We start from the raw sequence: 26433 nt of genomic DNA on the forward strand, positions 1-26433 counted from the left end.
TCCAAATACCAGCAGGACAACGGGCTTTCGGACCGCGACGTGATGCCGGGCACCGCGCGCGCGGCGCTGGAAGAACGCATGCTGGCCTTTGCTTCCGAACGGCGCCTTGCCCACACCAGCGGCCTGCAAGGCGGCGCCACTTTCGAGCGGCAGCTGGCCGACGGCCGCTGGCTGCAGGTCAACGAACTGAAGACCCGGGACGGCGGCATCGTCTCGGTCGGCTCCGACATCACCCAGATCAAGCTGCACCAGGAGAAGCTGGTCGACAGCGAGCGGCGGCTGATGGCAACGATCCATGATCTCAGCCTGGCGCGGCGGGCCGAGGAGGAGCGTTCGCGCGAACTGGTCGACCTCAACCGCAAATACATGAAGGAAACCGAACGGGCCGAAGCGGCGAACCGGGCCAAATCCGAATTCCTGGCCAACATGTCGCATGAGTTGCGCACGCCGCTGAACGCGATCATCGGCTTCTCCGAACTGATGGAGCAAGGGCTGTTCGGCCCACTCGGATCGGAGCGCTACGAGGAATATGCCACCGACATCAACAGCAGCGGCAAATATCTGCTGGGCGTCATCAACGATATTCTCGACATGTCCAAGATCGAGGCTGGCCAGTTCTCTCTGGACCGGGAAGAAATCGACCTCGGCCCGCTGATCAGCGAAACCGTACGCGTCGTTTCGCTGCAGGCGGCGCAAAAGGCCATCACCGTGGAAACGCGCATTGCCGATGCGCTGACGCTGGTCGCCGATCGCCGTGCGATCAAGCAGATCGTCATCAACCTTTTGTCCAATGCGGTGAAGTTCACCGGCCAGGGCGGCCACATATCGGTCAGGGCCCGCAACACATCCGGTGCGCTGGTGCTGACGATCGAGGACAATGGCTGCGGCATCCCCAAGGAGGCGCTCGGCAAGCTCGGACGGCCCTTCGAGCAGGTGCAGAACCAGTTCTCCAAGAGCCATGCCGGGTCTGGCCTTGGCCTTGCCATCTCACGTTCGCTGGCCGAGCTTCAGGGCGGCGCGCTGAAGATCCGGTCGAGCGAAGGTGTCGGCACGATCGTGTCGGTGCGCATTCCGGTGAAGAGGGCCGTGCTGGCGATCAAGGTTGCAGCGTGAGATTTTCCGCCGGCTCTATCTCTTTGCTTGAGCATCGGATTTCCCCAAACAGGGTCTCATTTTTGTCCGATACTCCGAACGACCGCTTCACGGTCATCCCGTACGAAGCAAAAGATCGAAATCCTTCCTGACCTTCTGCGACGTCTCCTTGAGGTGTGCTTCCAGCACACCGAAATCCGGCAGGTCGGTCACCGCCAGAAGCAGATCCGAAAGCCCCGGCGGAACGTCGTCGCGCTCGAAGGCTCCCGTGAGGCACAACCGCGTCATCTGGGTCAGCGCCAGATAGAGCGCGTAGGCATCGCCAAGCTCCTGCCTCACCCCGGCAGCCGCGAAGCCCGGTGCCAGGCGCGACAGGATCTCGGCGGTGCCGGTGGCGCGGCGCCCGGTCTCGACTTGCCCGGTAATGACGGCCACCTGGGCGATGAATTCGAGATCGATGAGGCCGCCGGGAATAAGCTTGATGTCCCAGAGATCGCGCGGCGGCTTTTCCTTCTCGATCATGGCCCGCATGTCCGCAGCCTCGGCCATCACCTTTGCAGCATCGCGCGGCTGGCCAAGTACAGCCGCTACTTCCGCTTCAACCTCGCCGCACAGGCTAGCGTCACCGGCTATGGCGCGCGCGCGGGCCAGCGCCATGTGCTCCCAGGTCCAGGCTTCCTGGCGCTGGTATTTCTTGAAGGCATCGATATGGGTGGCCACCGGTCCCTTGTTGCCGGACGGCCGCAGGCGCAGGTCGAGTTCGTAGAGCACCCCCTCCGCCGTCGGCGCGGACACCGCCGCGATCAGCCTTTGCGTCATGCGGGTGTAGTAATGCGAAGGTGCCAGCGGCTTGTCGCCATCGGACTCTTCGGCATCCGACGCGTGGTCGTAGAGCAGGATCAGGTCGACATCCGATCCGGCGGTCAGCTCGCGGCTGCCAAGCTTGCCCATACCGAGCAGCGCAACCACGCCGCCGGCAATGGTGCCGTGGCGTGCCGCGAATTCGGCCGTCACCGCCTGCAACGCAGCCTCGATGGTGAGATCCGCCAGATCGGAAAAGGCGCGGCCGGCCCGCGCCGGATCGATCGAGCCGGCGAGCAGCCGGACACCGATCAGGAATTTCTGCTCGGAGGCAAAAATGCGCAGCCGGTCGAGCACATCCTCGTAAAGCCGGTCGCCCTCGACGAAGGCGGAAAGCCGCGCCGACAGATAGGCGCGGTCGGGTAATTCGGTGAGCATGGCCGGGTCGAGCAAACCATCGAAGACATGCGGCCTGCGGGTGATGATCGCCGCCAGCCGGGGGGCGGCCCCCATGATCGTCGCCAGAAGCTTCAGCAGGGCAGGATTGGACTGCAGCAGGGAGAACAGCTGGATGCCAGCCGGCAGGCCGGCGAGAAACTCGTCGAAGCGCATCAGAGCTTCGTCGGCCCGGCGCGTCTGGCCGAAGGCGCGCAGCAGCGCCGGCGTCAGTTCCGTCAGCCGCTCGCGTGCCTCCGCCGACTGGGTGAGGCGATAGCGGCCGAAATGCCAGCCACGGATGACGCGGCAGATGTCGCTTGGCCGCTGAAAACCGAGCCCGTGCAAGGTCTGCAGCGTATCGGGATCGTCCACATCGCCGGTGAAGACCAGGTTGCCGATGCCGGTCGACAGTTCGGGTGCTGTTTCGAACAGTGCCGCGTAGTGACGTTCGACCTGCTGCAGCGAGGCACGGAACGCTTGAGAAAAGGCAGAAGCATCGGCAAAGCCGAGCATGCGTGCGATACGCTCCAAGCCTTCATCATCTTCCGGCAGCGTGTGCGTCTGCTCGTCGGCAACCATCTGCACGGCATGTTCGACGCGTCGCAGGAACCAGTACTGGCGGGCAAGCGCATCGCGCGCCTCGGCGGTGATCCAGCCGCCGGTCGCAAGCTCGCCGAGCATCGGCACGGTCTCGCGGCCACGCAGTTCAGGGAAGCGTCCGCCGGCGATGAGCTGCTGGGTCTGGACGAAGAACTCGATCTCTCGAATGCCGCCGCGGCCAAGCTTGACGTTGTGGCCCTTGACCGCAATCTCGCCATGGCCCTTGTGGGCGTGGATCTGGCGCTTGATCGAATGGACGTCGGCAATCGCCGCGTAGTCCATGTATTTGCGCCAGATATAGGGCTGCAACTCCTTGAGGAAGGCCGCACCCGCGGCCAGATCGCCCGCCACCGGGCGTGCCTTGATCATCGCGGCGCGCTCCCAGTTCTGGCCGCGCGCCTCGTAGTAGCGCAGTGCCGCCTCGACCGGGATCGCCAGCGGTGTCGAACCGGGGTCTGGGCGCAGTCTCAGATCGGTGCGGAAGACATAACCGTGTTCGGTGCGGTCCTGCAGGATGCGCACCAGGCGGCGCGTCAGCCTCGAAAACAACTCGGTGGCGTCGAGCGGATCGACGACGGCGGGCGCTTCCGGATCGAAGAAAACCACCAGATCGATGTCGGAGGAAAAATTCAGCTCATGCGCGCCGAGCTTGCCCATGCCGAGCAGGATCCAGCCCGACTGTTTCGACGGATTGCCGACATCCGGCAGTTTGAGTTTGCCCTCGCTATGCGCGTCGCGCAGCAGGAAGTCGACGGCGGCGCGGGTGCAGGCGTCTGCGAGGTCGCTCAACCGCCGGACCGTCAGCGCCGTTTCGGCCTCGCCGGCAAGATCGGCCAGCGCGATGAGGAAATGCGCCTCCGCCTTCCACTGGCGCAGCTCCATCATCAAGCCGGATTCCGAGACTGCTTCGGCTAGATGCACCTGGTCGATGGCGGCGCCGATCACCTTCAGTCGAGCCTCGATCGTCTGCTCGAACAGCCCGTCCAGGATTTGCGGCCGGCGACGTGCGGTATCGCGCAGGAACGGCGACAGATCGAAGACGGCAGCAAGGAAATCCTGGCCCTCGCCCTTGCCGGCCAGGAACTTGGCCAGCCGCGTCAGTCCTTCTTCGCGCGCCGCGGAAGCGATCTCGGCCAGTTCCAGCCGCGCACGGTCTTCGTCCAGCGGAGCCAGGCTGGTCGCCGGCTTCAGCAGCCAATCTTTCGCCCTCGCAGCCGTGCTCATCAGTGATCCTCCCGTGCTGGGAAACTCATGACCACGGATAATCCGGGATTGCCAGGCAAGAGTTCAAGCCGGCCATTGTGGAACGTCATGACCGCCTTGGCGAGGCTGAGGCCAAGACCGGAACCCGGCTGCGAACGGCTCTTCTCCAGCCGCACGAAACGTTCCGTGGCCCGCGCCCGGTCGCCATCGTCGGGAATGCCGTGTCCATTGTCGGCAACAGACAGGCGAACGTCCGTACCGGCTCGCTCGAGCGTGACGCGCACCGCCGGCTGGGCATTGGCACCGGTCGAATATTTGATGGCGTTGTCGACGATGTTCGACAGCGCCTGACCGATCAGTTCGCGGTTGCCGTTGACGGACACCGCCTCGGGCGCGTCTGCTTCCAGCGACACGCCTGCCTCTTCCGCCACCGGCTCGTAGAGTTCGACGACATCGCGCACGGCCTCCGCCAGATCGACGCGGTTGGTGTTCTCCGAGGAGTAGCCAGCTTCCAGCCGGGAAATCATCAGGATGGCGTTGAAGGTTTTTATCAACTGGTCCGACTCGGCAATGGTGCCTTCCAGTGCCCGCCGGTAGTCGGTGGGCTTTTGCTTGCCCGAAAGCGTCGCTTCGGCCCGGTTGCGGAGCCGGGTCAGCGGCGTCTTCAGATCATGCGCGATGTTGTCGGAAACCTGCTTCAAGCCTTCATTGAGCGTGGCGATCCTGGCCAGCATGGCATTGAGATTTTCGGAGAGCCGGTCGAACTCATCGCCAACCCCCGTCACCGGCAGCCTGCCCGACAGATCCCCGCCCATGATGCGACGGCTGGCTTCCGACACGCTGTCGATGCGCTTCAGCGCGGCGCGACCGACAAAAAACCAGATCAGCAATCCGCCCAGCCCCATCATGCCGAGCGCCAGCATCAGCGCACGGCGGATGACCGCACGAAACCGCTCCGGCTCGCCAAGGTCGCGGCCGACCAGCATGATCATCTGGTTCGGCAGCCGCAGCACCAGCGCAATGGCGTTGTGGCCCTTTTCGCCCTGCGCCTGCGCATCGTTCTGCTCGGATTGGGTGGTGGTGCCCTGCTCGGCGGGAAGGTTGCGCAGGCGCTCGAGCTCTCCCTCGCCAAAACGCTGATAAGAGAACGGACTGCTGGTCCAGCCTTCGGTTTCGAGAACGCCCGGCTCCAGGCTCTGCACATTGCCGGTCAGGATCTGTCCGTTGGCGTCGGCGATCAGATAGAGGTTGGCGCCGGGCTGGCGCGAGCGGGCCTCGACTACACGGACCAACACCGGCAGACCGCCGCGTTGATAGGCGCGAGCCAGACCGAGCACCTCGTCATTGATGGTGTCCTGTGTCTGCCCGGTCAGCATGCGCGCCGACAACGAGGTCATATAGAAGACGAGCGCCACCGCGCAGAGCGCGAAGAGCAGGAGGTAGAGCGCCGAAAGCCGCGCTGCCGTTGTCTTCATGATGGCTGGCACGGAAAGAGCCATGCCGCAGCTAGCCGCTCTTCAGCATATAGCCGGCGCCGCGAACCGTATGCAGGATGGGCTTGTCGAAGCCCTTCTCGATCTTGCCGCGCAGCCGGGAGACATGGACGTCAATGACATTGGTCTGCGGATCGAAATGGTAGTCCCAGACATTTTCCAGCAGCATGGTGCGCGTTACCACCTGGCCGGCATGCCGCATCAGATATTCGAGCAATCGGAATTCACGCGGCTGCAGCGTTATCTCGCGTGACGCACGGCGGACCGAATGCGACAGCCTGTCGAGTTCGAGATCGCCGACGCGGTAGACGGTTTCGGCTTCCTTGGCGCTGGCGCGCCGGTTCAGAACCTCGACGCGGGCGAGAAGCTCGGAGAAGGCATAGGGCTTTGTCAGGTAATCGTCGCCGCCGGCGCGCAGACCCGTGACCCGGTCATCGACCTCGCCGAGCGCCGAGAGGATCAGCACCGGCGTTGTGTTGCCCCTGGACCGGAGACCGGCAATGACCGACAGGCCGTCGCGACGCGGCATCATCCTGTCGATCACCATCACGTCGTAGTCGCCGGCGTCGGCGAGCGCAAAGCCGGTTTCGCCGTCACCGGCGACATGAGCAGTGTGACCGGCCTCGGCAAAGGCTTTCTGCAAGTAGTCCGCAGCCTCGCGATCGTCTTCTATGACGAGAATCTTCATAGGGCTGTTATACGCGATTTCGCCGGAAGGTTGAGTGGCAGACATCTGCATTGTGGCCTTTGCCAAAGCGCACCGCGATCAAGATTGCCCGAAGCCGTGCGAGATAAAGCTGCTCGCTGCCGATGTCATTTTGCGTCGGATCGCGGAAGCGCTTTTGAAAGTGTGCGGCAGCGGACGATGGGAAGCCCGCTGCCGCCGGGGGAAGGCGCGATGACTGACTAACGCGCGCTCCTCCATGCTTTCCCGTACGGCGGCTCGGGGGTGTTGAAACTGCCGCACTGGAAAAGCCCAACCTGCCGCCGAAACGCCCTCACCCACCCTGGAAAGGCCGAGAGAACGCTCCGGGGCTGACCTCAGCCCTTGGCGACGGGCAGCGCGACGAAACGATTGGTGTCGTCGCGGGTGATCTGCATCAGCACTGCCTTGCGGCCGGATTTGACTGCATCGGTCATCGCCTTGGTGACGTCGTCGGTGCCGTTCACTTCGGTCGAATTGACCGATGTGATGACGTCGCCTGGCTGGATACCGCGATCGGCGGCATCGCTGTCGGGATCGACATCGGTCACCACCAGTCCCTTGCCGTTTTCAGACTTGGTAACGGTCAGGCCGAGATCAGCCAGCGTGTCGGGCTTGGCCGGGGCGGCGGGCTGCTGCTGGTCGACAGAGGCCTGCTTGTCGCTCGAGGGCAGTTTGCCGAGATCGACCTTGACCGTCTGGCTCTTGCCGTCGCGCCACACGGTGACGTCGACCGACTTGCCAGGCGAATAGGCGCCGATCAGCCGGGCCAGTTCCTTCGGCGAAGCGACATCTTTTCCGTCGACCTGGGTGATCACGTCACCGGCCGTGATGCCCGCCTTCTTGCCGGGACCATCATCCTGGGCACTGGAAACCAGTGCGCCGTTGTTGGACTTCAGACCAAGCGACTCAGCGATGTCGGAGGTGACCGGCTGGATTTCCACACCGAGCCAGCCGCGCTGCACGGAGCCGCTCTTCATCAGGTCCTGAACGACCTGCTTGGCGGTCGAAGCGGGAATGTCGAAGGCGATGCCGACGCTGCCGCCGGATGGCGAGAAGATCGCGGTGTTGATGCCGACGACCTGGCCGTTGAGGTTGAAGGTCGGACCGCCAGAATTGCCGCGGTTGACCGATGCGTCGATCTGGATGAAGTCGTCATAAGGGCCAGCGCCGATGTCACGGCCGCGGGCGGAGACGATGCCGGCGGTGACGGTTCCACCAAGGCCGAACGGATTGCCGACGGCCACCACCCAGTCGCCGACGCGAACCTTGGAGTCATCGGCGAAGTCGACATAGGTAAACTTGCCGACGCCGTCGACCTTGAGCACGGCGAGATCGGTGCGCGGGTCGGTGCCGACCAGCTTGGCGTCGAGTTCCTTGCCGTCATGCATCACCACGGTGAAGGCCGAGCCTTCTGAAACAACGTGATTGTTGGTGACGAGATAGCCGTCATCCGAGATGAAGAAGCCCGAGCCCTGGGCAACCGGCCGCGGCTGATCGTTGTTGCGGTCGCGGTGGCTGAAGCGCCTGTTGCCGCCACCCTGGCCGTCCTGGTCACCAAAGCCACGGAATTCCTTGAAGAAGCGGCGTAGCTGTGGATTGTTGGGCAGGTTGTTCATGCCATCCTGGTCGTCGGACGGGTCGGAGCCATCATCGGCGGCCGGGCTGATCTTGGCCTTGACCTTGACACTGACAACGGCGGGAGAAACGCGCTCCACGACATCGGCGAAGCCCGGCACCTGCGGCGCCTCGACGCGTACGGCATCGGCCAGAACAGGGCTGGTTCCGCTGGTCAGCGCGCCAACCCCGATCGCACCGGCCACGGCGACAGATGCGACGGCAGCCATGAGACGCTTGCGGGTGACGGAATATGAATTGGGGGCAATATTCATGGATCTCTTATCCTCTTTCAACGGACGCTGCTTGGTCGGCATCCTCGGAAAGGAGAATTAGAGCGGCACACATTACAGCGCCATTTCCGACACATGAAACTTTGGTAATGTTTGGGAGTGACGGCGGACATCAGTCGCGGCGCAATATGGCGTCCAACGATGCCTGTTCTTCGGAGGACAGTGATTTTGTTGCCAGCACGCGGCGCGACCGCGCGGTCAGCACGATGAAAACGCCTCCCACCAGCAACAGCAGGACGGGCGTGCCCCACAGCAACGCATTGCGCAGGTCGAATCGCGGCTTCAGCAGCACGAACTCGCCATATCGCGAAACCACGTAGTCCATGACCTGCTGGTCGGTGTCGCCGGCGACGAGGCGCTGACGCACAAGGACGCGCAGGTCGCGGGCAAGGTCGGCATCGGATTCGTCGATCGACTGGTTCTGGCAGACCATGCAGCGCAAGCCTTCCGACAGCGCCCGCGCCCGCGCCTCCAGCGTCGGATCAGGCAGCACCTCGTCAGGCTTCACCGCCGAGGCCGTGCCGGCAAAGAACAGCGCCAGCAGCAGGACAATGGAGGTCAGAGAAAACCGCGCGTTCATGGCAGGGTCGCGGATGGCACCGCGCTCGCCTGCTTGCGCCGCCGCGACGGCGCGCCGACGCGCAGGCGCCGGTCCATCAGTGACATCGCCGCGCCCGCCATCATCATCAGGCCGCCGCCCCAGATCAACGTCACCAGCGGCTTCCACCACAAACGCACGACGACGGAACCGTCATTGCCCTCGTCGCCGAGCGAGATGTAGAGCTGCGAGAAACCAATCGTCCTGATGCCCGATTCCGTCGTCGTCATCTGCCGCACCGGATAAAACCGTTTGGCGGAGCTGATTTCGCCAACAGGGCTGCCGCTGACGCCGATCAGTTCGAAGCGGCCGAGATCCTCGCTGTAATTCGGTCCCTGGGCCGGATAAAGCCCGACGAAACGCAGCGTATGGCCGGACAGTTCGACGGTCTCACCGGCATGCATCGACAGGATCTTCTCGGTGCCGAAGCAAAGTGTGCCGACGATGCCGAGCGTGGTCAGGCCGAGGCCAAGGTGAGCGAAGGCGGTGCCGAAGACCGAGCGCGGCAGGCCGAGCAAGCGCCTGACCATGATCCCCGCTGCGACATTGCCGACCCCCGATTTGACGGCGAGATCGGTGAGCGCGCCAAGGATCAGCCAGACGGCAAGGCCAACGCCCAGAGCTGCGAACACCGAGGCGCCGTCGATGAACAAAGCGGTGACCAACGTCGCCAGCAGCGCCGCTGCAAATGCCACCATCAGGCGCTGCGCGACGGCGAAGACATCGCCGCGCTTCCAGGCCAGCAACGGCCCGAACGGAACCACGAGCAGCAACGGTACCATCAGCGGTCCGAAGGTGAGATTGAAGAACGGCGCGCCGACCGAGATCTTGTCGGCTGAAAAGGCTTCGACGGCGAGCGGATAGAGTGTGCCGACGAGGACGGTCGCCGTCGCCGTCGTCAGGAACAGATTGTTGAGGACCAGCGCCCCTTCTCGGGAAATCGGCTGGAACAGGCCGCCGGTCGTCAGCCGGGAAGCGCGCAGCGCAAACAGCGCCAGCGAGCCGCCGATAAACAGCGTCAGTATGCACAGGATAAACACGCCGCGCGTCGGATCGGTGGCAAAGGCGTGCACCGAGGTCAGCACGCCTGAACGCACGAGGAAGGTGCCGAGCAGCGACAGCGAAAAGGTCAGGATGGCGAGCAGCAGCGTCCAGATCTTCAGCGCCGAGCGCTTCTCCATGACGATGGCCGAATGCAGCAGCGCTGTGCCCGCCAGCCACGGCATGAAGGAGGCGTTCTCGACCGGATCCCAGAACCAGAAACCGCCCCAGCCAAGTTCATAGTAGGCCCAGTACGATCCCATGGCGATGCCGCCGGTCAGGAACATCCAGGCGACCAGCGTCCACGGCCGCACCCAGCGCGCCCAGGACGCGTCGATGCGGCCTTCGATGAGGGCGGCGACCGAGAAGGAAAAACAGATCGAGAAGCCGACATAGCCGAGATAGAGGAACGGTGGGTGGATGGCGAGGCCGAGATCCTGCAGGATCGGGTTGAGATCGCGGCCTTCGATCGGCGCCGGATTGAGCCGGATGAACGGATTGGACGTCGCCAGGATGAAGAGGAAGAAGGCGGCGCCGATGGCGCCTTGCACCGCAAGCACATTGGCGCGCAGCGTCGCCGGCAGGTTGGAGCCGAAAGCGGCGACGAGCGCGCCGAAGAAGGTCAGGATCAACACCCAAAGCAGCATCGAGCCTTCATGATTGCCCCAGGTTCCGGTGATCTTGTAGATCAACGGCTGCAAGGAATGCGAGTTTTCCCACACGCTTGCCACCGAGAAATCGGAGCTTGCATAGGCACTCGCCAACGCTGCGAAGGACAGCGCCGTCAAGGCAAAGCCGGTCACCGCGACCGGACCGCCGACGGCCATGAGGCGCTGGTTGTTCAGGCGCGCGCCAAACAGCGGCACCACCGTCTGCACCAGCGAAAGCGCAAACGCCAGGACGAGGGCGAAATGTCCGGTTTCAACCATGCCCGTGATCCATTGTCGCTCTCCTGCCGGAGCTATTCACTCTTGTTCTCCTGCCAGACGCCCTTGGCCTTGAGGCCGTCCGCAACCTCCTTGGGCATGTAGCGCTCATCATGCTTGGCCAGCACGCTATCGGCAACAAAAACCCCGTCCGGGCCGAAAGTACCCTCGGTGATGACGCCCTGCTCTTCGCGGAAAAGGTCGGGCAGGATGCCGGTGTAGGTGACCTTGACCGATTTGTGCGTGTCGGTCACCGAAAAGCCGACCGTTGCCCCCTGCCCGCGCTGGATCGTGCCTTTTTCGACCAATCCACCCAACCGGATGCGCTGGCCAGGCTGGACACTGGCGGTGGTGAGATCGGCCGGCATGTAGAAAAAGGAGGCCTTCTGGCCAAGCGCGTAAAAAGTCAGCCCCGTCGCGGCACCCAGAAAGACCAGCCCGCCCGTGATCACCGACAATCGTTTCTGCTTGCGCGTCATGTCTTGTTCTACTCCGTCGCCGCAAGGCCAAGCGAAGCGGCAAAGGCGGTGAATTTCTTCGCCTGCTCACTGTCTGCGCCAAAGACGGCGATGGCGCGACCGAGCGCCTCACGCGCCTGATCGGCCTTGCCGAGCACGACATAGGAACGAACGAGCCGCATCCATCCTTCCGGATCACGCGGATTTTGCCGCAGTTTGTCGTCGAGGCCGGCGACCATCGTATTGATCATGGCCTCCCGATCCTGCGGCGACATCGAGGATGCGGCGTCGACATCGCCGGCATCGGGACCGTTGCTGGCGCCGCTGGAGGCGACGTCGGAGCCTCCGGATTTGGCCAGCGCCTGCTCGACGGCACCGCGCCATGGCGAGTCCGGCGGCAATCTGCCCAGCATCGCCTGCCATGCCGTGGTCGCTTCCTTGGCGCGCCCCTCCTGCGCCAACGCCATGGCCAGGTAGAAACTCGCCTTCGCGTTGGCCGGATCGAGCTTCAGGGCTGCCTCGAAGGCATCCTGGGCATCGGCCGAGACAATGCCGCCTGCCGCGCTGGCGATCGCCTCGCCGAGACCGGCCTGGCGAACGGCGCTGTCGCCATCGAGCCGAATGGCGTTGCGATAGGCTCCCGCCGCGTCGGAAAAGCGCTGCATGCGCAGATAGACCGGTGCGAGCACGTCCCAGCCCCTGCCGTCAGTGGGATTGGCGGCCAGATGGGCTTCGGCCCGCGCCACCAGCTCGTCGACCGAACTGTCGGCGGGATTCTTGGCCAACCGCTCGCTGAGCGGTTGCGACGGCAGGTCGGGAGAGCCAAGCTTGACATAGAGCCCCCAACTGACCAGCGGCACCGCCAGCACGGCTACGGTTGCCACCAGCCTTGCCGTGATCGACGCTCGGCCAGGGTTTGCGCCGCTGGCGGTACCCGCATTGTCAAGGCGAATGATGCGGCGAGCGATCTCGGCGCGGGCCTCGGCTGCTTCGGCCGGCTGGATCAAGCCACGCGCGGCGTCGCGGTCAAGCTCGGACAATTGGTCCCGATAGACTTCGAGATCATGTTCGCCGCTCGACGACGCGCCCTTGGCGCTGGCGGCCAGCGGCAGCAGCACCGCCAGGCTTGCACCCAGCGTGAGAATGGCGGCTATGACCCAGAACAGCATGGTTCTTCCAATACCGGCAGAGCTCTGCCGTGCCAACAGATGCATGCTGCGACGCTTTGACGACGCCAGCCGCCAATCGTCGGCAGACGGTCGTCAGGTCAGCGGCGTCCAGCTGCCATCGGCGTTGCGGCAAGCGGTTCCACGCGCCGTGACCCCGGCGCCGGCGGAAAACACCGTCTGCGTGTACTGGCGGCAGTCCTGCGAACCGACGCGGTACGGCTGGGCCGGAACCACCTCGCCGTAGCGCGAAGCCTGAGCGCCTTTCCACGTCACCTTCTGGCCGCTGGTCGTATATTCCAGCGCCTTGTATTCAGCCTCGAGCGCGCTGCGCTTCTCGGTCTCGCTGAGGCCGTTGCCGATCGTCCCGCTGATGAGGCCGCCGCCCATCGCCGAAATGATCGTCGTGGTCACCTTGCCGCTGGAAGGAGGTGTCGAGGCCGGTGTCACTGCTATGGCTGGACCCTTGCCGCTCAAGGTGGTGCAGCCGGAAACGGCCAGCAATGCGGAAACGAGAGCGACGCGAATCTTCATGCCAACAACCGATTTTCTTGAGTGGGAGCCTGCCATGGATGCGCCGGGGGCCGCGTCATCGGAGAAGTTGGCGTGGCCATAGTATTGATATTTGTCGGAAATTTGGCCGCTGCCACTGCGGGACCAATCGACATGCCGCCAATAACATCTCCCGTCCTTCTATGTCGATTGGACCTGGTGAACATCACTGAAGGCTCCGCAATCGCACCACCGCCTTCAATCCGCCCATACCGGACCGTTCGAGCGCCAGAACGCCTCCATACTCGTTGACAAGGTCTGCGACAATGGCCAGCCCCAGACCTGTTCCGGGCTTCGTCTCGTCCAGACGCCGTCCCCGCTTCAGAGCCTCGCGCGCCTTGTCCTCGGGAATGCCCGGACCGTCATCCTCTATGCTGATCTCGAACAGGCCGGCCGGGTCGTCCTTGCCGGTCAAGGGCACGACCGAAACCTGCACCGCGCTCTTTGCCCATTTCATCGCGTTTTCAAGGAGATTGCCCAGCAATTCCTCAAGATCCTCGCGCTCGCCGGCGAAGACGATTTCGGCCGCCGGCAGCGACAGCGACAGATTTGTCTGCGGATTGAGCTTCTGCAGAACCCGCACCATGCGCTGCACCAGCGGCGTCACCGGCGTGCGATAGACGACGCTGTCGCGTTGTGCCGCGACGCGGGCGCGCTGGAGATAGTGTTCGACCTGCTTCTGCATGGAAGCGGCCTGTTCCGCGATCAGCTGCCCCTTGGCACCGCCGAGCGCGCGGCCCTCGTTGAGCAGTACCGCCAGCGGCGTCTTCAGCGAATGGGCGAGATTGCCGACCTGTGTTCGCGACCGCTCGACGATGCGCCTGTTGTTTTCGATCAAGGCATTGGTTTCGTTGGCAAGTGGTTCGATCTCGGCCGGGAAGCGGCCGTCGAGCCTCTGGGCGGTGCCTTCGCGCACCATAGCGAGCGCGTTCCTGACCCGGCGCAGCGGCTGCAGGCCGAGCAGGATGGCGATCGCGTTGATGGCGATCATGCCGACGCCGAACAGGCTGAGATAGGTCAGCAGGCGGCGCTGGAAGGTAGCGATTTCCTGTTCGAGTTCGCTCTGGTTGCCCATGACGCGGAAACGCGCGGCCCGGTTCTTGGCGTCGAGAACGAATTCGCTCTCGAAAACTTCGAGTTGCTCGCCGTCGATGCCTTCAGCTGCGTAGCTGCGCTGAAAGCTGGCATTGAACGGCACCTCGGCAACGCTCGGTGATGGGATCGTCGTGGTCATCGACGACGAGTGGAGATCGCCATGCACGCCCTCCGAAGCGGGCTCGACCGACCAGTACCAGCCCGAATTCGGCTCCGAGAACCGAAGGTCGCCGAGGTCTGGCGCGCCAGTCAGCGCCCCGCTATCGGAGATGCCGATCGAACCGATCAGGTTGAACAGATGCGCCGAAAGCAGGCTGTCGAAGCCGCGCTCGCTGGCCTGGCGGTATAGGGTGGTGATCAAGGTGAAGATGACAACGAGCGTCACGATCGCCCAGACCGTGGAAAAGGCGATAACGCGGAACGTCAGCGAACGCGGCCACAAACGCAGCGAAAGCGGCGTCCTTGCGGTTGGTTTGAGCGGTTCCGAGTTACGCCTCCGGCTCACGCATGCGGTAGCCCATGCCGCGCACGGTTTCGATCATGTCGATGCCCATCTTCTTGCGCAGCCGCCCGACAAACACCTCGATGGTGTTGGAATCGCGGTCGAAATCCTGATCGTAGAGATGCTCGACCAGTTCGGTCCGCGAGACGACTTCGCCCATATGGTGCATCAGATAGGCGAGCAGGCGGAATTCGTGCGACGTCAGTTTCAGCGGCACGCCGTCGACATCGGCCTTGGAGGCCTTGGTGTCGAGACGCAGCGGCCCGCAGGTCAGTTCGGACGAGGCATGGCCGGCAGCCCGCCGGATCAGGGCCCGCAGCCTGGCCAGCACCTCCTCGATGTGGAACGGCTTGGTGACGTAGTCATCGGCGCCGGCATCGATGCCGGAGACCTTGTCGCTCCAGCGGTCGCGCGCCGTCAGGATCAGCACCGGCATCTTGCGGCCGCCGCGCCGCCAGCGCTCGACCACACTTATGCCGTCCATCTGCGGCAGGCCGATATCGAGCACGACCGCGTCATAGGGCTCTGTGTCGCCAAGGAAATGGCCTTCCTCGCCGTCGAAGGCGCGGTCGACGACATAGCCGGCATCGACCAGCGCATCCGATATCTGCCGATTGAGATCCTTGTCATCTTCGACGACGAGTACACGCATGCGGAGTTCGATACCTGTTGAAGAGCTTTGTCAGATTGAAGGGCTTGGTCAGATTGAAGAGCTTTGTCAGATTGAAGACTGGGGCAGATATAGGCCGATTCCGGCGGCCTGGGAAACGTAGCCTAAGGTTGATTGGGTCAGTTCAGCGGAACGACGATCTCGGAACGGCGCGGACGTTGTCCGTCCTTGCCTGGAACGAGCACCACGATGACACAGACAGGCTGACCGCCGCGCGTCGATTGCGAGGCCTTGGCCAGCGTTCCGCCATTCTGCTCGGCCACCTGCTGGCCGATGGCGTAGCAATCGGACGCCGCCAGTACGATCGGACTGGCCAGGTCGGGCGGCGCGATGACCGGCATCGCCATCGCCCGCGACGCGAACAGCCCGGCAGCACAAAGCGCCAGTGTCGCGATTCGGAAGTGGGAGCGAAGCGTTTTCATGACCGGCGTTGTAACGTATCGGTGCTGAACGTGAAATGAACGGTGAATGCCGCTGAAAACATCCTCGCCACACCCCTGCAACGCGAGACAATCAACCTGGAATTTCACCGCCTCGAACAGGTGAAATCCCGCGAAAGTCCAGTCTAGACTCGGTTTTGACCATATTGAAAGCGCATCAGGCATTTTCCTGCGTTATCGCGCGAAAACGCAGCAGCCCGTGATGGACGAGCAGATCCTCGTCATGGCGGGCTTCGGCGAATTCCAGCGACAGTCGTGTCTGGCCGCGAGGGCCAATCACCAATGCTGCGTCGGCAAGGCGCGCCTGGATGGCGGCCATGATGGCAAGCGTTTCGGCGTCGCCATGGGCTTTCGACCAGACATGCAGCGTAATCAACTGATCGTCGGTGTTCTCGGTGCCCGTATCCCAGTCGAAAGCGGAGGTCTGGCCGCAGGTCACGTACGGAAAAGCGGCATTGTCGGTTGGCCGTTCGAGCAGTCCGGCGCCGCCCAGCAAGGCCGACAGCGATGCATCGCTTTTCAGCCTGAGAAACAGTGCCTGCTGTAAATCGCCTGGCGCGGTCATCGTCTTTTCCTCCAGTTCCTGCGCTGCCGATTATTGCTTTTCGGAAGCTGTCCGCGTTCTGCGTGTTCTGACAAATATAGCCATTCGACGCGCGGAGGCGATGGCGATTCGTCATCGGAATGATGGATGCCGATGATCTCGAAAGGGCGACTTTGCCAACACCATCGTCCGCGGGCACCGCGCCGTGAACATGGACTCTCGATTCCTGGTTACATATTCTCGCTCGATACAGGGTCGCATGACGATCCACGAAGCAATTTCGGAAGCTGATGATGTTGGATCCAGAAAAGACCAGGGCTGCCTCGCGGTTGTTGGTAGGCCACTGGGACCAGGGCACCCGTCTCGGCGCCATACCTGAGGCGTTGCGCCCACAAACACGGCTCGAAGGTTACGCCATCCAGTCGCATGTCATAGATCGCTCGGCGGCCTCGCTTTTCGGCTGGAAGATTGCCGCGACCAGTCTGGCCGGACAAAGGCACATCAACGTCGACAGGCCGATGGCCGGACGTCTCCTGGCCGAAAAAGCGGTGGAGGTCGGCGGGACCGTTTCGCTGGCGACGAGCAAGATGCGCGTGGCCGAGATCGAGTTCGCTTTCCGCTTCGGCCGCGAGTTGCCGCCTCGTCCTGCGCCCTATGAAATCGCCGAAGTGATGAAAGCCGTGGCGACCTTGCACCCGGCGATCGAAATTCCGGACTCACGCTATGACGATTTCTGCGCCGTCGGGGCGCCGCAGCTCATTGCGGACAATGCCTGCGCCAATCTGTTTGTCATCGGCGAGGCGGCGGAAGACGACTGGCGCGGCGTGGACCTTGCAAAGCACCCCGTGGTCGCTTTCGTTTCCGGAAAGTCGCAGCACAACGGATCGGGAGCGGCCGTGTTGGGCGATCCTCGCATCGCGCTCACCTGGCTCGTCAACGAGCTGTCGGGCCTGGGCATAGCGCTCCAACCGGGACAGGTGGTGATTACAGGCACCTGCGTGACGCCGATAAGCGTCGAGGCAGGCGACGAAGTCACCGGCGATCTCGGCCGGTTTGGCCGCGTCTCGGTGCGGTTTGTCTAGGCTCCGCGCTGCCTGGCCACGAAACTGCGCACCGCCAGCACCAGCACGGTGATGATGATCAGGATCACCGAGAGCGCGGCGATCGCCGGGTCGATGTTGTCGCGCAGGCCCATCCACATCAGCCTCGGCAGGGTGATGGCGTTGACCGAGGTGATGAACAGGGTGACGCCGATTTCTTCCCACGACAGCACGAAGGAGAGCAGTGCCGCTGTGATGATGCCGAACTTGATGTTGGGCATGATGATGCGGGTGGCGCGCTCCCACACAGTGGCCCCTAAGCCCCGCGCGGCAAGGTCGATGCGCCGGTCGAGCTGGCTGAGCGAGACCAGCATCAGCACGGTGGCGAAGGGCACCGTCATCACCGAATGCGCCATGGCGACGCCGAGCCATGTGTCATAGCCGAAGAACGTGCTGAAGCCCGAGATCGAGGTCAGCAGGAAGTAGAGCGTGATCGCCGAGACCACCGGCGGCACCACCATCGGCAGTAGCACGAAGCCGACCAGGGCCGCGGTGAAGCGGGGCTGGAACATCCAGACGCCGAGGCTGAAGCACAGCGCGAGCACGGTTGAAAAGGCGCTGCTGACGACACCGATGCGGATCGAGAGCAGGATCGATTGGAGCCAGCGCGGGTCCTCGACCAGCGCCCGGTAGTGGCGCAGCGACAGTTCGCCCGACGGCATCGCCAGCATGCGGCTCGGCGTCAGCGACACCGGGATGACGGCGAGCAGCGGCATCAGCAGGAACAGCGCCACGAGGGCGGCGATGATCAGCGAGACGGGACCGGGGCGGTAGGTCGGCATCAGATCAACTGCTTCGGTCTGACGTATCGGAACAAAAGCGCCATCAGCGCGCCGACGAACAGCACCAACACGACGCTGATCGCCGCCCCCAGGCCCCAGTCCGGGCTCTGGAAGATCCTGAGATAGATCAGCTCGGCGATCATGACGCTGCGGCCGCCACCGAGGATCGCCGGCGTGACGAAGAAGCCGAGCGAGAAGACGAACACGATCATCGCCGCGCCGATGATGCCGGAGCGCGTCATCGGCACGAACACTGTCCAGAAGGTGCGCATGCGGCTGGAGCCGAGCCCGCGCGCGGCCAGGAGCACGCGGTCGTCGAGGCTGCGCATAGCCGATGCCAGCGGGAAGACGGCGAAAGGAATGAGGAAATGCGTCATGCCGACGATGACGCCGAATTCGTTGCGCACCAGCGCCAACGGTTCGGAAATGAAGCCGATCGCCTGCAGCCAGCTGTTGATCAGGCCGCGATTGGAGAGCAGCGCCACCCAACCGAAGGCACGGGTCAGCACGGAAATCCAGAAGGGAACGAGAATGCAGAACTCGGCGACCAGGCGCTGTGCCGGGGTTCCACGCACCCAGACGACGGTGATGGCGTAGGCAGCGGCCACCGAAACCACGGTGACGACCGCCGCGATGCGCAGCGTGCGGATGAACACCGACTGCACGAGATCGTCGGTAAGCAGCGCCTCATACTGGCCGAGGCCGGGCGTCGGCAGCGTGAAGCTCCATTTGACGACGCCGAGGAACGGCCAGGCATAGGCCAGGACAAGAAACAGGAGCAGCGGCGCCATCAACAGCGCCGCGCCCATCCTGTCGGAGAGATAGGATCTCATGTCGACCCGATTACCCCTGCCCTGATCAGGCCGAGATGATCTTGGTGTATTCGTCGAGCGCCGGCCCGTAGTTCTTGGCGTACCAGTCCATGTCGAGCGCGATCTGCTTCTTCATGTTCTCGGGATCGACCGGGTTGATGCGCTTCTTGTCGGCAGGGATCAGCGCGTCTGCCGCCGGGTTTGCAGGACCTTGGCCGAGCTTGTCGAACATGACCAGCTGCTTTTCAGGGTCCTGGGCACTGGCGATGAACTTCATCGCAGCGTCCTTGCCGCCGGGATTGCCCTTGAGCACGGCGAGCGCACCGGGCGAGATCAGGCCCTGGTCCCAGATGAACTTGATCTTGCCGCCGCTATCCTGCTCGATCAGTGAAGCGCGGGTCGACCAGACGATTGCCATCGAGGCCTCGCCATTGAGCAGCACGCTCTGACTTTCGGCGCCGCCACCCCAATAGGCAACGACGTTTTCCTTGAAGGCGGCGATCTTGTCATGGGCGCGCTTGAGATCGAGCGGGTAGAGCGACGCAGGCGCGATACCGTCGGCGAGCAGCGCCGCTTCCCAGCTCGACACGCCCCATTTGTAGAGCGAGCGCTTGCCGGGGAATTTCTTCACGTCGAAGAAATCGGCCATGCCGGTCGGCGCGTCCTTGCCGTACTTCTCGGAATCATAGGCGATGACATAGGAGAAGAAATAGGTCGAGGCGGCGTATTCCCAACCAAAGCCGGGCCGCATCTTCTTCTTGTCGACGATGTTGTAATCGATCGGCTCGAGAGCCCCCTGGGCGCCGAGCGTGATGGCCGAGAACGGATCGACATCGACGAGATCCCAGGTCGGCGCGCCGCTCTTGAATTGCGCGGCGATGGCACCTTCGGTCGGACCCGAACCGTCCATCTTGACGGTGATGCCGGTGTCCTTGGTGAAGGCCTGGCCATAGGCGGCATCGTAGGCGGTGATGGCATCGCCACCCCAGTTGACCAGCACCAGCTCCTTGGCCTGCGCAAAGGCACCTGTCGAGCGCAGCAGCATCGGCGTGCCGGCCAGCACGAGTGCCGCCAACTGTGTGAACTGCCGGCGCGAGATCTCACCGCGGCCTGCCCTGGCGGACAGGCTCTCGATGGCTTGTTTCTTGGTATCATGTGTCATGTCAGTTCCCCTTTTTTGTTGTTGATAGTGCCGGAATCGGTGCTGCGATATCTCGCCACACCGTTCGTCATTGCCCTCCATGCGGAAGGAGGAAACCCTTTTCCGCCGGCCAGGTGAGCCAGACGGAGTTGCCCTTGCTCAACGCCGCGGCAGCCACCTCGCTCGGCACCGAGACCGTGACCTTGGCGCCTTGCCGCGTCGTCAGGTCGAGCCGCGTTGCCGCGCCGAGATAGGTGGAGTTGGTGGCGGTAGCGGCGATCCCATTCTCACCATCTGCCGCCTCGCTCGATATCGACATGTATTCGGGCCGGATCGCCAGGATGGCATCGCCGCGCACGAGTTCGGCCTTGCAGCCCATGCTGACCGCGCGGTCCTCGCACAGGCCGGTCGAGCCATTGCCGGCAGGCTTGACCCCCTTCAGCGGCAGCATGTTGATCTCGCCGAGGAACTCGGCGACGAAGCGGTTGTCCGGCCGGTCGTAGACCTCGTCGGGCGCTCCAACCTGCAGCAATTTGCCGTGGTTGAAGATGGCAACGCGTGACGACAGCGCCAGCGCCTCGCTCTGGTCGTGGGTGACGAAGACGAAGGTGGTCCCGGTCTCCTGGTGCAGCCGCTTCATCTCGGCCTGCATCTGGCCGCGCAGGCCCTTGTCGAGCGCGGAAAACGGTTCGTCGAGCAACAGCACGCCCGGTTCGAACACCAGCGCGCGGGCCAGCGCCACACGCTGCTGCTGACCGCCTGACAATTGCGCCGGCAGTTTTTTCTCGTGGCCCTTGAGGCCGACGCGCTCGATCATCTCGCCGACGCGGCGCTTGATGTCGGCGGCCGATTTCTTGCGCACCTTGAGTGGGAAGGCGATGTTGGCTTCGACGCTCATATGCGGGAACAGCGCGTAGCCCTGGAACACCATGCCGGCGGCACGTTGCTCGGCCGGCCGGTCGGTGATGTCGACGCCGTCGCTGAACAGCTTGCCTTCGGTCGGCTGCACGAAGCCGGCAAGGATCATCAGGAAGGTGGTCTTGCCCGAACCGGACGGCCCGAGCAGGGTCAGGAACTCGCCACGGCCGATATCGAGCGACAGATTGTCCAGCGCACGGAATGAGCCGAAGCTCTTGCCGATCCCGATTGCCTTGATCTCTGCGGCACGGCCGGGTTGCTGCATACTGCCCTTTCCCTAACGCTTGTCGAAATCGTAGGCAGGGTGCCGGCTCACCGCAACCGAATAGTTTTCGCGTGATCGGCAAATTCCATTCATCTATGGCGAGATGTCGCCACCTGCCCTCAATACGGCAGAATGCGGTTCTCCTGGAGTTTCGACCGCAGCCATCCTGCGAACGCTTCCAGCACCGGATGCGAAGCCTTGGCGTGTTCGGAGACCAGGAAATAGGAACGCGGCGACTTGATCGCTATGTCGAACGGCCTGACCAGCCGGCCCTCGCTCAGCGCCCGCCGGCTGGTCAGTTCGTCGCCCATGGCGATGCCCTGGCCGGCAATCGCCGCCGAAAAGACGAGGTTCATGTCCGAAAAGAAGATGCCGCCCTCAATGTCGGGGTTTTCCACCTTGGACAGCGCCAGCCAGCGCGCCCAATCCTCGGTGTCATCGAGATGCAGCAGGTTGGCGCGCAGCACGTCCGACGGCCGGGAAAAACCACCGACCTTGTTGAGCAGTGTCGGGCTGCAGAGCGGCGTGAACGAGATTTCACAGAGCGGCTCGACCGCCCGGTTCGGCCAATTGCCGACACCAAACGCAATGAAGGCATCGGCATCGGCATTGCTGACATCGTCGAGCCGGCGCGGCGTCAGGATGCGCAGCGCCACGTCAGGATACATCTGCCGGAACTCGCCGATATGGGTGCACAAGAACAGCGAGGCGAAGCCGGGCGTGCAACTGACGGCGAACGAGCCGCCGACTCCGGTGCCGGCATCGCGCGTCACCGCGTCGCCCAGAACGGTGAGCGCTTTGCGCACATCGCTGGCGTAGCGCTGGCCGCGCGGCGTCAACGCCACGCCCTTGCCGATGCGTTCGAGCAGGTCGAAGCCGAGGTCGCGCTCCAGCAGGCGAAGCTGATGGCTAACAGCGCTGCGGGTTAGGTGCAACTCGTCGGCGGCGCGCCAGACGCTGCCGTGGCGGGCGAAGCTGTCGAGCGCGCGCAGCGCTTGTGTCGATGGTATACGCAAGGAACCTCAGGTGAACCGAATTTGCACGAACCGGGAAAACATATCACTTTTTAGCGACCCGCTTCACTGCTTTCTTCTCATGCCATGGAGAAACCGGTGGCCACCTCGGCGCAAGCAACCGCCCTTGCCTGTCTCGACGGCATCCAGCCGTTGTTGTCCGCGTGGACACGCACCATCTTCGATTACGGCGAGACCGCGTGGCGGGAGTATCAATCAGCCGCCTGGTATGTCGAGCGGCTGAAACTCGAAGGCTTTTCCGTCGAAGAAGGCTCCGCCGGCATGCCGACCGCCTTCTGCGCGCATTGGACCAACGGCCCCGGCCCGACCATCGGCATGTACGCCGAATACGACGCGGTGCCGGGCAATTGCCAGGATGCCGCTACGGTCGAGCGTCCGCGCCGGGGACTTGGCAACCAGGCCGGCGGCCACACCGACCCGCATTCCGGCCTCGGGATTTCGAGCCTCGGCGGGCTGCTGGCGACCAAGGCGGCGATGCAGCGCCACGGCATATCAGGCACGCTGCGCTTCACCGGCGAGCCGGCGGAAAAGGTGCGCGGGTCAAAGCCGATCCATGCCGCCAAGGGCTATTATGACGGCCTTGCCGGCATGATCTCCTTTCATCCGTTCTACATGCTGCCGCTCTGCAACACGGCGCGCTGGGACACGCATTGCGGCGCGGCCTACGCGATGATCTATCGCTTCATCTGCGACCAACCGGAGCGCTGGGCGCTGGCTGCGGGTGCTGCACCCATTCCGCAAGCACATTCGGCGGCGCGCGCCCCCGGCGCCAACGACGCATTGATGATGATGTACATGGCCTCCAAGGCTCTGCGCGATTCCATGCTGCCGCACCAGGGCGGCTGGTCGATCAGCGAAGCGATCCTGACGGCGGGGCAAGCAACCGCCGACAATTTGCCGGCGGGGCTGGCCGAGATCCAGTACATGATCCGCGTGCCGACGCTTGCCATGGCCGAGCAGGTCACCGCGGTGCTCGACCGCAATGCCGAGGCCGCTGCCAGCATGAGCGGCTGCCGCCATGAGCGGCATTGGGTGTCGAAGTCACGACCGGGACTTGCCAACCATGCCATGGCCGAAATCGCCTATGAAGCGCTGTCGACGGCTGGGCCGCCGCGCTGGGACGAGGACGCCAAGGCAGTTGCCCGCGAAATACAGGTCAATGCCGGGCGCATGGCGAGCGACGAGCCGTTCATCGAAGAACTCGAGCGCTTGATCGAGCCGCAGGCGGCGGAAGCGATCCTGCGCCGCGATCTGCCGCCCTCGCAAGTCAATTCGACCTCCGACGATTACACCGACATGAGCTGGCATACGCCGACAGCGCGGTTCTATGTCGCCCGCCCGGCGCTGCGTTCGGAGACCGGCTACCCCTATCCGGCATGGGTGATGAATGCGCTGGGCGGCATTTCGGCGACGATCGACCCGATGGTCATCTGCGCGTCCAAGACGGTCGCGCTGGCGGCGCTCCGCCTGCTGGAAGACCAGACCGCCCGCGATGCGGCGATGAATGAATTCGTCGCCCGCACCGGCGGCGGAATCGGCGGCTCGAACTGGATCGCCCCGCTCTGTGACTACGAGCCGCCTATCCATTTTCGCTGGCCTGAATATGTCGCCGCCCCGCGCGGACGCGACTGGTGGATACCGAGCATTCCCCAAGCCAAATGACCGCCGATCTGATCACGAGGAGAACCCCATGACCGTTCATGACCGCATTGTCGCCGAGCCGTTTTCGCTGCAGCGCCGCAACCCAGCCGGCGGCACCAAGCCGCTGACCGCCTGGGGCTTTGCCAACGAGACCGACGTGCTAACCGACGTCCTGCTCGGCTCGCCCAATTTCCTGCGGCATCTGTCGACCAGTTCGCTGTCGCGCAAGCATCTGCGCGAGGCGCCCTGCAACGTCCAGATCGCCCAGGCACAGCACAAGGACCTGGTCGCCGCCTACGAGCATTTCGGCGTCAACATCCACTGGCACGAGCCGACGCCTGAGCTGCCGATGCAGGTCTATTCCCGCGATTCCAGCGTCATGACGCCTTACGGCGCCTTCATCACCGCCATGGCCAACTGGTGGCGGCGCGGCGAGAACTATGCCGCGATCCGCACCTACGAAAAGCTCGGCATCCCGATCTACGACATGGTCACCGCAGGCACGTTCGAGGGCGGCGACTTCAACGTCATCGAGGACGGCGTCGTGCTGATCGGCTGCGGCGGCGCCCGCACGCAGGAGGAAGGTGCGCGCCAGGTACAGGCCTGGTTCGACAAGGAGGGTTGGGAAACCCGCATCGCCTTCATCGACGAATATTACGTCCATATCGACCTGATGGTGGTGCCGATCGCCGAAAAACTGACCGCTGTCTGCCTCGCCTGCACCGAACCCGGCATTGTCGACTGGTTGAAGGGCAAGGGCCACGAGATCATCGACGTGCCGTTCCAGGATACGATGGCGCTCGGCTGCAACTTCATGTCGCTGGGCAGGGACCGGGTGATCGCGCCGACCTCCAGCCAGGCGCTGATCGGTCAGCTCAAGGCGCGCGGTTTCGAAGTCGCGGCCGTCGACATGAGCGAGATTTCGAAGACCGGCGGTGGCATCCACTGCATGGCGCAGGCGCTGAAGCGCGAACCGGCCTGAGGAGTGGGATAGCGCTACGCTGCTTCGCTCACATTCGCATCAGCATGATCGGCATCCTGGCGGCCGAGGGTGCAAGGTCGCGCGCGCAAAACGGCTGAGATCGCCGGCTGGCGGCACCATGTGCCCCGCTTGCGAGTCGCAACGCTGGCCGACGCGAAACTTGCGCGATAGCTAATATAAGCGCACAGTAAAAACGTCTTTTGGGAGAGGACAGCTCATCTGCAAATCGGGAGGAAACCATGAACACCATGAGCCTCACCACGCTTGAACGCGGAAAAACGACAATCGACGCCGCAGCCCTGGAAGCGTTTTCGGCACAATTGCGCGGCAAAATGCTGAGCGAAGGCGATGCCGCGTACGACGAAGCACGGACCGTCTGGAATGCCACGGTCGACCGGCTGCCCGGGCTGATCGTGTGCTGCGTCGGCGCTTCCGATGTCGTCAGTGCCGTGAATTTCGCCAGGGAGAACAGGCTTCTCGTCTCCGTGCGCGGCGGCGGCCACAACATTGCCGGAAGTGCGGTCTGCGATGGTGGCCTGATGATTGATCTGTCATTGATGAAATCGGTGCGGGTCGATGTCGCTGGGCGGCGGGCATGGGTCGGGCCTGGCGCGACGCTTGCCGATGTCGACAAGGAGACGCAGGCCTTCGGGCTGGTGGTGCCGACCGGAATCAACTCGACCACCGGCATATCCGGCCTGACGCTGGGTGGCGGCTTCGGCTGGATCACCCGCAAATTCGGCCTGACCATCGACAATCTTGCCTCCGCCGATGTGGTCACCGCCGACGGCAAACTGCTCCGGGCCAGCAAGACTGAAAATCCCGATTTATTCTGGGCGCTGCGCGGCGGCGGCGGCAATTTCGGCGTCGTCACGGCATTCGAGTTCCATCTCCATGAGTTTGGACCGCAAGTGCTGGCAGGGCTTGTCGTCCATCCCTTCGCCGATGCCGAAAAGGTGCTGCGGGAGTATCGCAAGGCGCTCGAAACCGCTCCTGACGAGTTGACCTGCTGGGTAGTCATGCGGCAGGCGCCGCCGCTGCCCTTCCTGCCCGCGGAATGGCATGGCAAGGAGGTTCTGGTTCTGGCCATGTGTTATTGCGGCGACATCGAGGCAGGCGAAAAGGCGACGCAAAAACTTCGAGCCATCGGCACGCCGATTGCCGATGTCGTGGGCCCCAGCCCGTTCACCGGCTGGCAGCAGGCATTCGACCCACTGCTCACGCCCGGCGCCCGCAACTACTGGAAGAGCCATGACTTCACCGAGTTTTCCGAGGAGGCGGCTGCGGTCGTAACGGGGGCAATAGCCAAGCTGCCGGGACCCGAATGCGAGATATTTATCGGCCATGTCGGCGGCGCGGCAGGTCGCGTCAAGGCGGATGCAACGGCGTTCCCACAGCGCAGTTCGCATTTCGTCATGAACATTCACGCCCGCTGGCGCGAACCCACCATGGACAAGGCTTGCACCGACTGGGCTCGTTCAATCTACGAGGCGGCCAAACCTTATGCCGCCGGCACCGCCTACGTG

Annotated in this window: 23 protein-coding genes; 5 read left to right on the top strand and 18 right to left on the bottom strand. The window is 63.7% G+C overall.

What is annotated here, in order from left to right; genetic code table 11:
• Positions 1-1113: HAMP domain-containing sensor histidine kinase (locus EN964_RS01720; protein ID WP_164775709.1), on the top strand; the 1113-nt coding region annotated here is incomplete at its 5' end.
• A gap of 93 nt (positions 1114-1206) precedes the next feature.
• On the opposite strand, the gene EN964_RS01725 is transcribed toward EN964_RS01720, so the two are convergent.
• From EN964_RS01725 to EN964_RS01785, 13 genes are all read right to left on the bottom strand, one after another.
• On the bottom strand, positions 1207-4155 hold the full coding sequence (locus EN964_RS01725) for a bifunctional [glutamine synthetase] adenylyltransferase/[glutamine synthetase]-adenylyl-L-tyrosine phosphorylase (protein ID WP_127270965.1): 2949 nt from the start codon (positions 4153-4155) through the stop codon (positions 1207-1209).
• Complete coding sequence (locus EN964_RS01730; protein WP_127269422.1) at positions 4155-5633, bottom strand: HAMP domain-containing sensor histidine kinase; 1479 nt, start codon at positions 5631-5633, stop codon at positions 4155-4157. The genes EN964_RS01725 and EN964_RS01730 overlap by 1 nt, the downstream gene beginning before the upstream one ends.
• A 7-nt stretch (positions 5634-5640) precedes the next feature.
• Positions 5641-6315, bottom strand: coding sequence for a response regulator transcription factor (locus EN964_RS01735; RefSeq protein WP_023812818.1), 675 nt, complete (start codon positions 6313-6315; stop codon positions 5641-5643).
• 353 nt (positions 6316-6668) lie between these two features.
• The gene (locus tag EN964_RS01740; RefSeq protein ID WP_127270962.1) at positions 6669-8222 is read right to left on the bottom strand and encodes a Do family serine endopeptidase; all 1554 of its coding nucleotides are present in this window, start codon (positions 8220-8222) and stop codon (positions 6669-6671) included.
• A 130-nt stretch (positions 8223-8352) separates the two neighbouring features.
• Positions 8353-8820, bottom strand: a complete 468-nt coding sequence (locus EN964_RS01745) for a cytochrome c-type biogenesis protein (RefSeq protein WP_127270956.1) — start codon at positions 8818-8820, stop codon at positions 8353-8355.
• Positions 8817-10808, bottom strand: a complete 1992-nt coding sequence (locus tag EN964_RS01750; RefSeq protein WP_127270960.1) for a heme lyase CcmF/NrfE family subunit — start codon at positions 10806-10808, stop codon at positions 8817-8819. Before EN964_RS01750 ends, EN964_RS01745 begins: the two co-directional genes overlap by 4 nt.
• A gap of 32 nt (positions 10809-10840) precedes the next feature.
• Complete coding sequence (ccmE, locus tag EN964_RS01755) at positions 10841-11284, bottom strand: cytochrome c maturation protein CcmE (RefSeq protein ID WP_127269163.1); 444 nt, start codon at positions 11282-11284, stop codon at positions 10841-10843.
• An 8-nt stretch (positions 11285-11292) separates the two neighbouring features.
• Complete coding sequence (gene ccmI / locus EN964_RS01760; protein ID WP_127269162.1) at positions 11293-12432, bottom strand: c-type cytochrome biogenesis protein CcmI; 1140 nt, start codon at positions 12430-12432, stop codon at positions 11293-11295.
• 93 nt (positions 12433-12525) lie between these two features.
• On the bottom strand, positions 12526-12963 hold the full coding sequence (locus EN964_RS01765) for a hypothetical protein (RefSeq protein WP_127269161.1): 438 nt from the start codon (positions 12961-12963) through the stop codon (positions 12526-12528).
• Between the two features lie 184 nt (positions 12964-13147).
• Entirely contained in the window at positions 13148-14581 is a 1434-nt protein-coding gene (locus EN964_RS01770; protein WP_127269160.1) for an ATP-binding protein, read from the bottom strand.
• Entirely contained in the window at positions 14565-15230 is a 666-nt protein-coding gene (locus EN964_RS01775) for a response regulator transcription factor (protein ID WP_023812809.1), read from the bottom strand. The genes EN964_RS01770 and EN964_RS01775 overlap by 17 nt, the downstream gene beginning before the upstream one ends.
• 137 nt (positions 15231-15367) lie before the next feature.
• The gene (locus EN964_RS01780) at positions 15368-15670 is read right to left on the bottom strand and encodes a hypothetical protein (RefSeq protein WP_127269164.1); all 303 of its coding nucleotides are present in this window, start codon (positions 15668-15670) and stop codon (positions 15368-15370) included.
• 175 nt (positions 15671-15845) lie between these two features.
• Positions 15846-16253, bottom strand: coding sequence for a DUF3168 domain-containing protein (locus EN964_RS01785; RefSeq protein ID WP_127269159.1), 408 nt, complete (start codon positions 16251-16253; stop codon positions 15846-15848).
• A 272-nt stretch (positions 16254-16525) separates the two neighbouring features.
• Here EN964_RS01785 and EN964_RS01790 point away from each other — a divergent pair, with 272 nt between their 5' ends.
• Positions 16526-17314, top strand: coding sequence for a 2-keto-4-pentenoate hydratase (locus EN964_RS01790; protein ID WP_127272267.1), 789 nt, complete (start codon positions 16526-16528; stop codon positions 17312-17314).
• On the opposite strand, the gene EN964_RS01795 is transcribed toward EN964_RS01790, so the two are convergent.
• From EN964_RS01795 to EN964_RS01815, 5 genes are all read right to left on the bottom strand, one after another.
• A complete protein-coding gene (locus EN964_RS01795; RefSeq protein ID WP_127267595.1) occupies positions 17311-18114 on the bottom strand; it encodes an ABC transporter permease in 804 nt (267 codons plus the stop codon). The two genes, EN964_RS01790 and EN964_RS01795, sit on opposite strands and share 4 nt — an antisense overlap.
• Positions 18114-18947: an ABC transporter permease gene (locus tag EN964_RS01800; protein WP_127267594.1), complete on the bottom strand. Its 834-nt coding sequence runs from the start codon at positions 18945-18947 to the stop codon at positions 18114-18116. The genes EN964_RS01795 and EN964_RS01800 overlap by 1 nt, the downstream gene beginning before the upstream one ends.
• A gap of 25 nt (positions 18948-18972) precedes the next feature.
• Positions 18973-20088, bottom strand: coding sequence for an ABC transporter substrate-binding protein (locus tag EN964_RS01805; RefSeq protein WP_023812803.1), 1116 nt, complete (start codon positions 20086-20088; stop codon positions 18973-18975).
• A 67-nt stretch (positions 20089-20155) separates the two neighbouring features.
• The gene (locus EN964_RS01810) at positions 20156-21250 is read right to left on the bottom strand and encodes an ABC transporter ATP-binding protein (protein WP_127267593.1); all 1095 of its coding nucleotides are present in this window, start codon (positions 21248-21250) and stop codon (positions 20156-20158) included.
• 119 nt (positions 21251-21369) lie between these two features.
• Positions 21370-22266: a LysR substrate-binding domain-containing protein gene (locus EN964_RS01815; protein WP_013532647.1), complete on the bottom strand. Its 897-nt coding sequence runs from the start codon at positions 22264-22266 to the stop codon at positions 21370-21372.
• A gap of 84 nt (positions 22267-22350) precedes the next feature.
• Between EN964_RS01815 and EN964_RS01820 the strand changes: the two genes are divergently transcribed.
• From EN964_RS01820 to EN964_RS01830, 3 genes are all read left to right on the top strand, one after another.
• Complete coding sequence (locus EN964_RS01820; protein WP_164775710.1) at positions 22351-23946, top strand: amidohydrolase; 1596 nt, start codon at positions 22351-22353, stop codon at positions 23944-23946.
• Between the two features lie 28 nt (positions 23947-23974).
• Positions 23975-24907: a dimethylarginine dimethylaminohydrolase family protein gene (locus tag EN964_RS01825; RefSeq protein WP_127267591.1), complete on the top strand. Its 933-nt coding sequence runs from the start codon at positions 23975-23977 to the stop codon at positions 24905-24907.
• 239 nt (positions 24908-25146) lie between these two features.
• A partial coding sequence (locus EN964_RS01830; protein WP_164775711.1) for an FAD-binding oxidoreductase occupies positions 25147-26433 on the top strand: 1287 nt, incomplete at its 3' end.

This window comes from Mesorhizobium sp. M7A.F.Ca.CA.001.10.2.1 (genome assembly GCF_003998575.1).
Lineage (GTDB): Bacteria > Pseudomonadota > Alphaproteobacteria > Rhizobiales > Rhizobiaceae > Mesorhizobium.

Bases quoted from the DNA above. Each gene is read 5' to 3' on its own strand.
- EN964_RS01725 (WP_127270965.1), bottom strand. From the start codon at position 4,155: ATGAGCACGGCTGCGAGGGCGAAAGATTGGCTGCTGAAGCCGGCGACC.
- EN964_RS01730 (WP_127269422.1), bottom strand. From the start codon at position 5,633: ATGGCTCTTTCCGTGCCAGCCATCATGAAGACAACGGCAGCGCGGCTT.
- EN964_RS01735 (WP_023812818.1), bottom strand. From the start codon at position 6,315: ATGAAGATTCTCGTCATAGAAGACGATCGCGAGGCTGCGGACTACTTG.
- EN964_RS01740 (WP_127270962.1), bottom strand. From the start codon at position 8,222: ATGAATATTGCCCCCAATTCATATTCCGTCACCCGCAAGCGTCTCATG.
- EN964_RS01745 (WP_127270956.1), bottom strand. From the start codon at position 8,820: ATGAACGCGCGGTTTTCTCTGACCTCCATTGTCCTGCTGCTGGCGCTG.
- EN964_RS01750 (WP_127270960.1), bottom strand. From the start codon at position 10,808: ATGGTTGAAACCGGACATTTCGCCCTCGTCCTGGCGTTTGCGCTTTCG.
- ccmE (WP_127269163.1), bottom strand. From the start codon at position 11,284: ATGACGCGCAAGCAGAAACGATTGTCGGTGATCACGGGCGGGCTGGTC.
- ccmI (WP_127269162.1), bottom strand. From the start codon at position 12,432: ATGCTGTTCTGGGTCATAGCCGCCATTCTCACGCTGGGTGCAAGCCTG.
- EN964_RS01765 (WP_127269161.1), bottom strand. From the start codon at position 12,963: ATGAAGATTCGCGTCGCTCTCGTTTCCGCATTGCTGGCCGTTTCCGGC.
- EN964_RS01775 (WP_023812809.1), bottom strand. From the start codon at position 15,230: ATGCGTGTACTCGTCGTCGAAGATGACAAGGATCTCAATCGGCAGATA.
- EN964_RS01780 (WP_127269164.1), bottom strand. From the start codon at position 15,670: ATGAAAACGCTTCGCTCCCACTTCCGAATCGCGACACTGGCGCTTTGT.
- EN964_RS01785 (WP_127269159.1), bottom strand. From the start codon at position 16,253: ATGACCGCGCCAGGCGATTTACAGCAGGCACTGTTTCTCAGGCTGAAA.
- EN964_RS01790 (WP_127272267.1), top strand. From the start codon at position 16,526: ATGTTGGATCCAGAAAAGACCAGGGCTGCCTCGCGGTTGTTGGTAGGC.
- EN964_RS01795 (WP_127267595.1), bottom strand. From the start codon at position 18,114: ATGCCGACCTACCGCCCCGGTCCCGTCTCGCTGATCATCGCCGCCCTC.
- EN964_RS01800 (WP_127267594.1), bottom strand. From the start codon at position 18,947: ATGAGATCCTATCTCTCCGACAGGATGGGCGCGGCGCTGTTGATGGCG.
- EN964_RS01805 (WP_023812803.1), bottom strand. From the start codon at position 20,088: ATGACACATGATACCAAGAAACAAGCCATCGAGAGCCTGTCCGCCAGG.
- EN964_RS01810 (WP_127267593.1), bottom strand. From the start codon at position 21,250: ATGCAGCAACCCGGCCGTGCCGCAGAGATCAAGGCAATCGGGATCGGC.
- EN964_RS01820 (WP_164775710.1), top strand. From the start codon at position 22,351: ATGGAGAAACCGGTGGCCACCTCGGCGCAAGCAACCGCCCTTGCCTGT.
- EN964_RS01825 (WP_127267591.1), top strand. From the start codon at position 23,975: ATGACCGTTCATGACCGCATTGTCGCCGAGCCGTTTTCGCTGCAGCGC.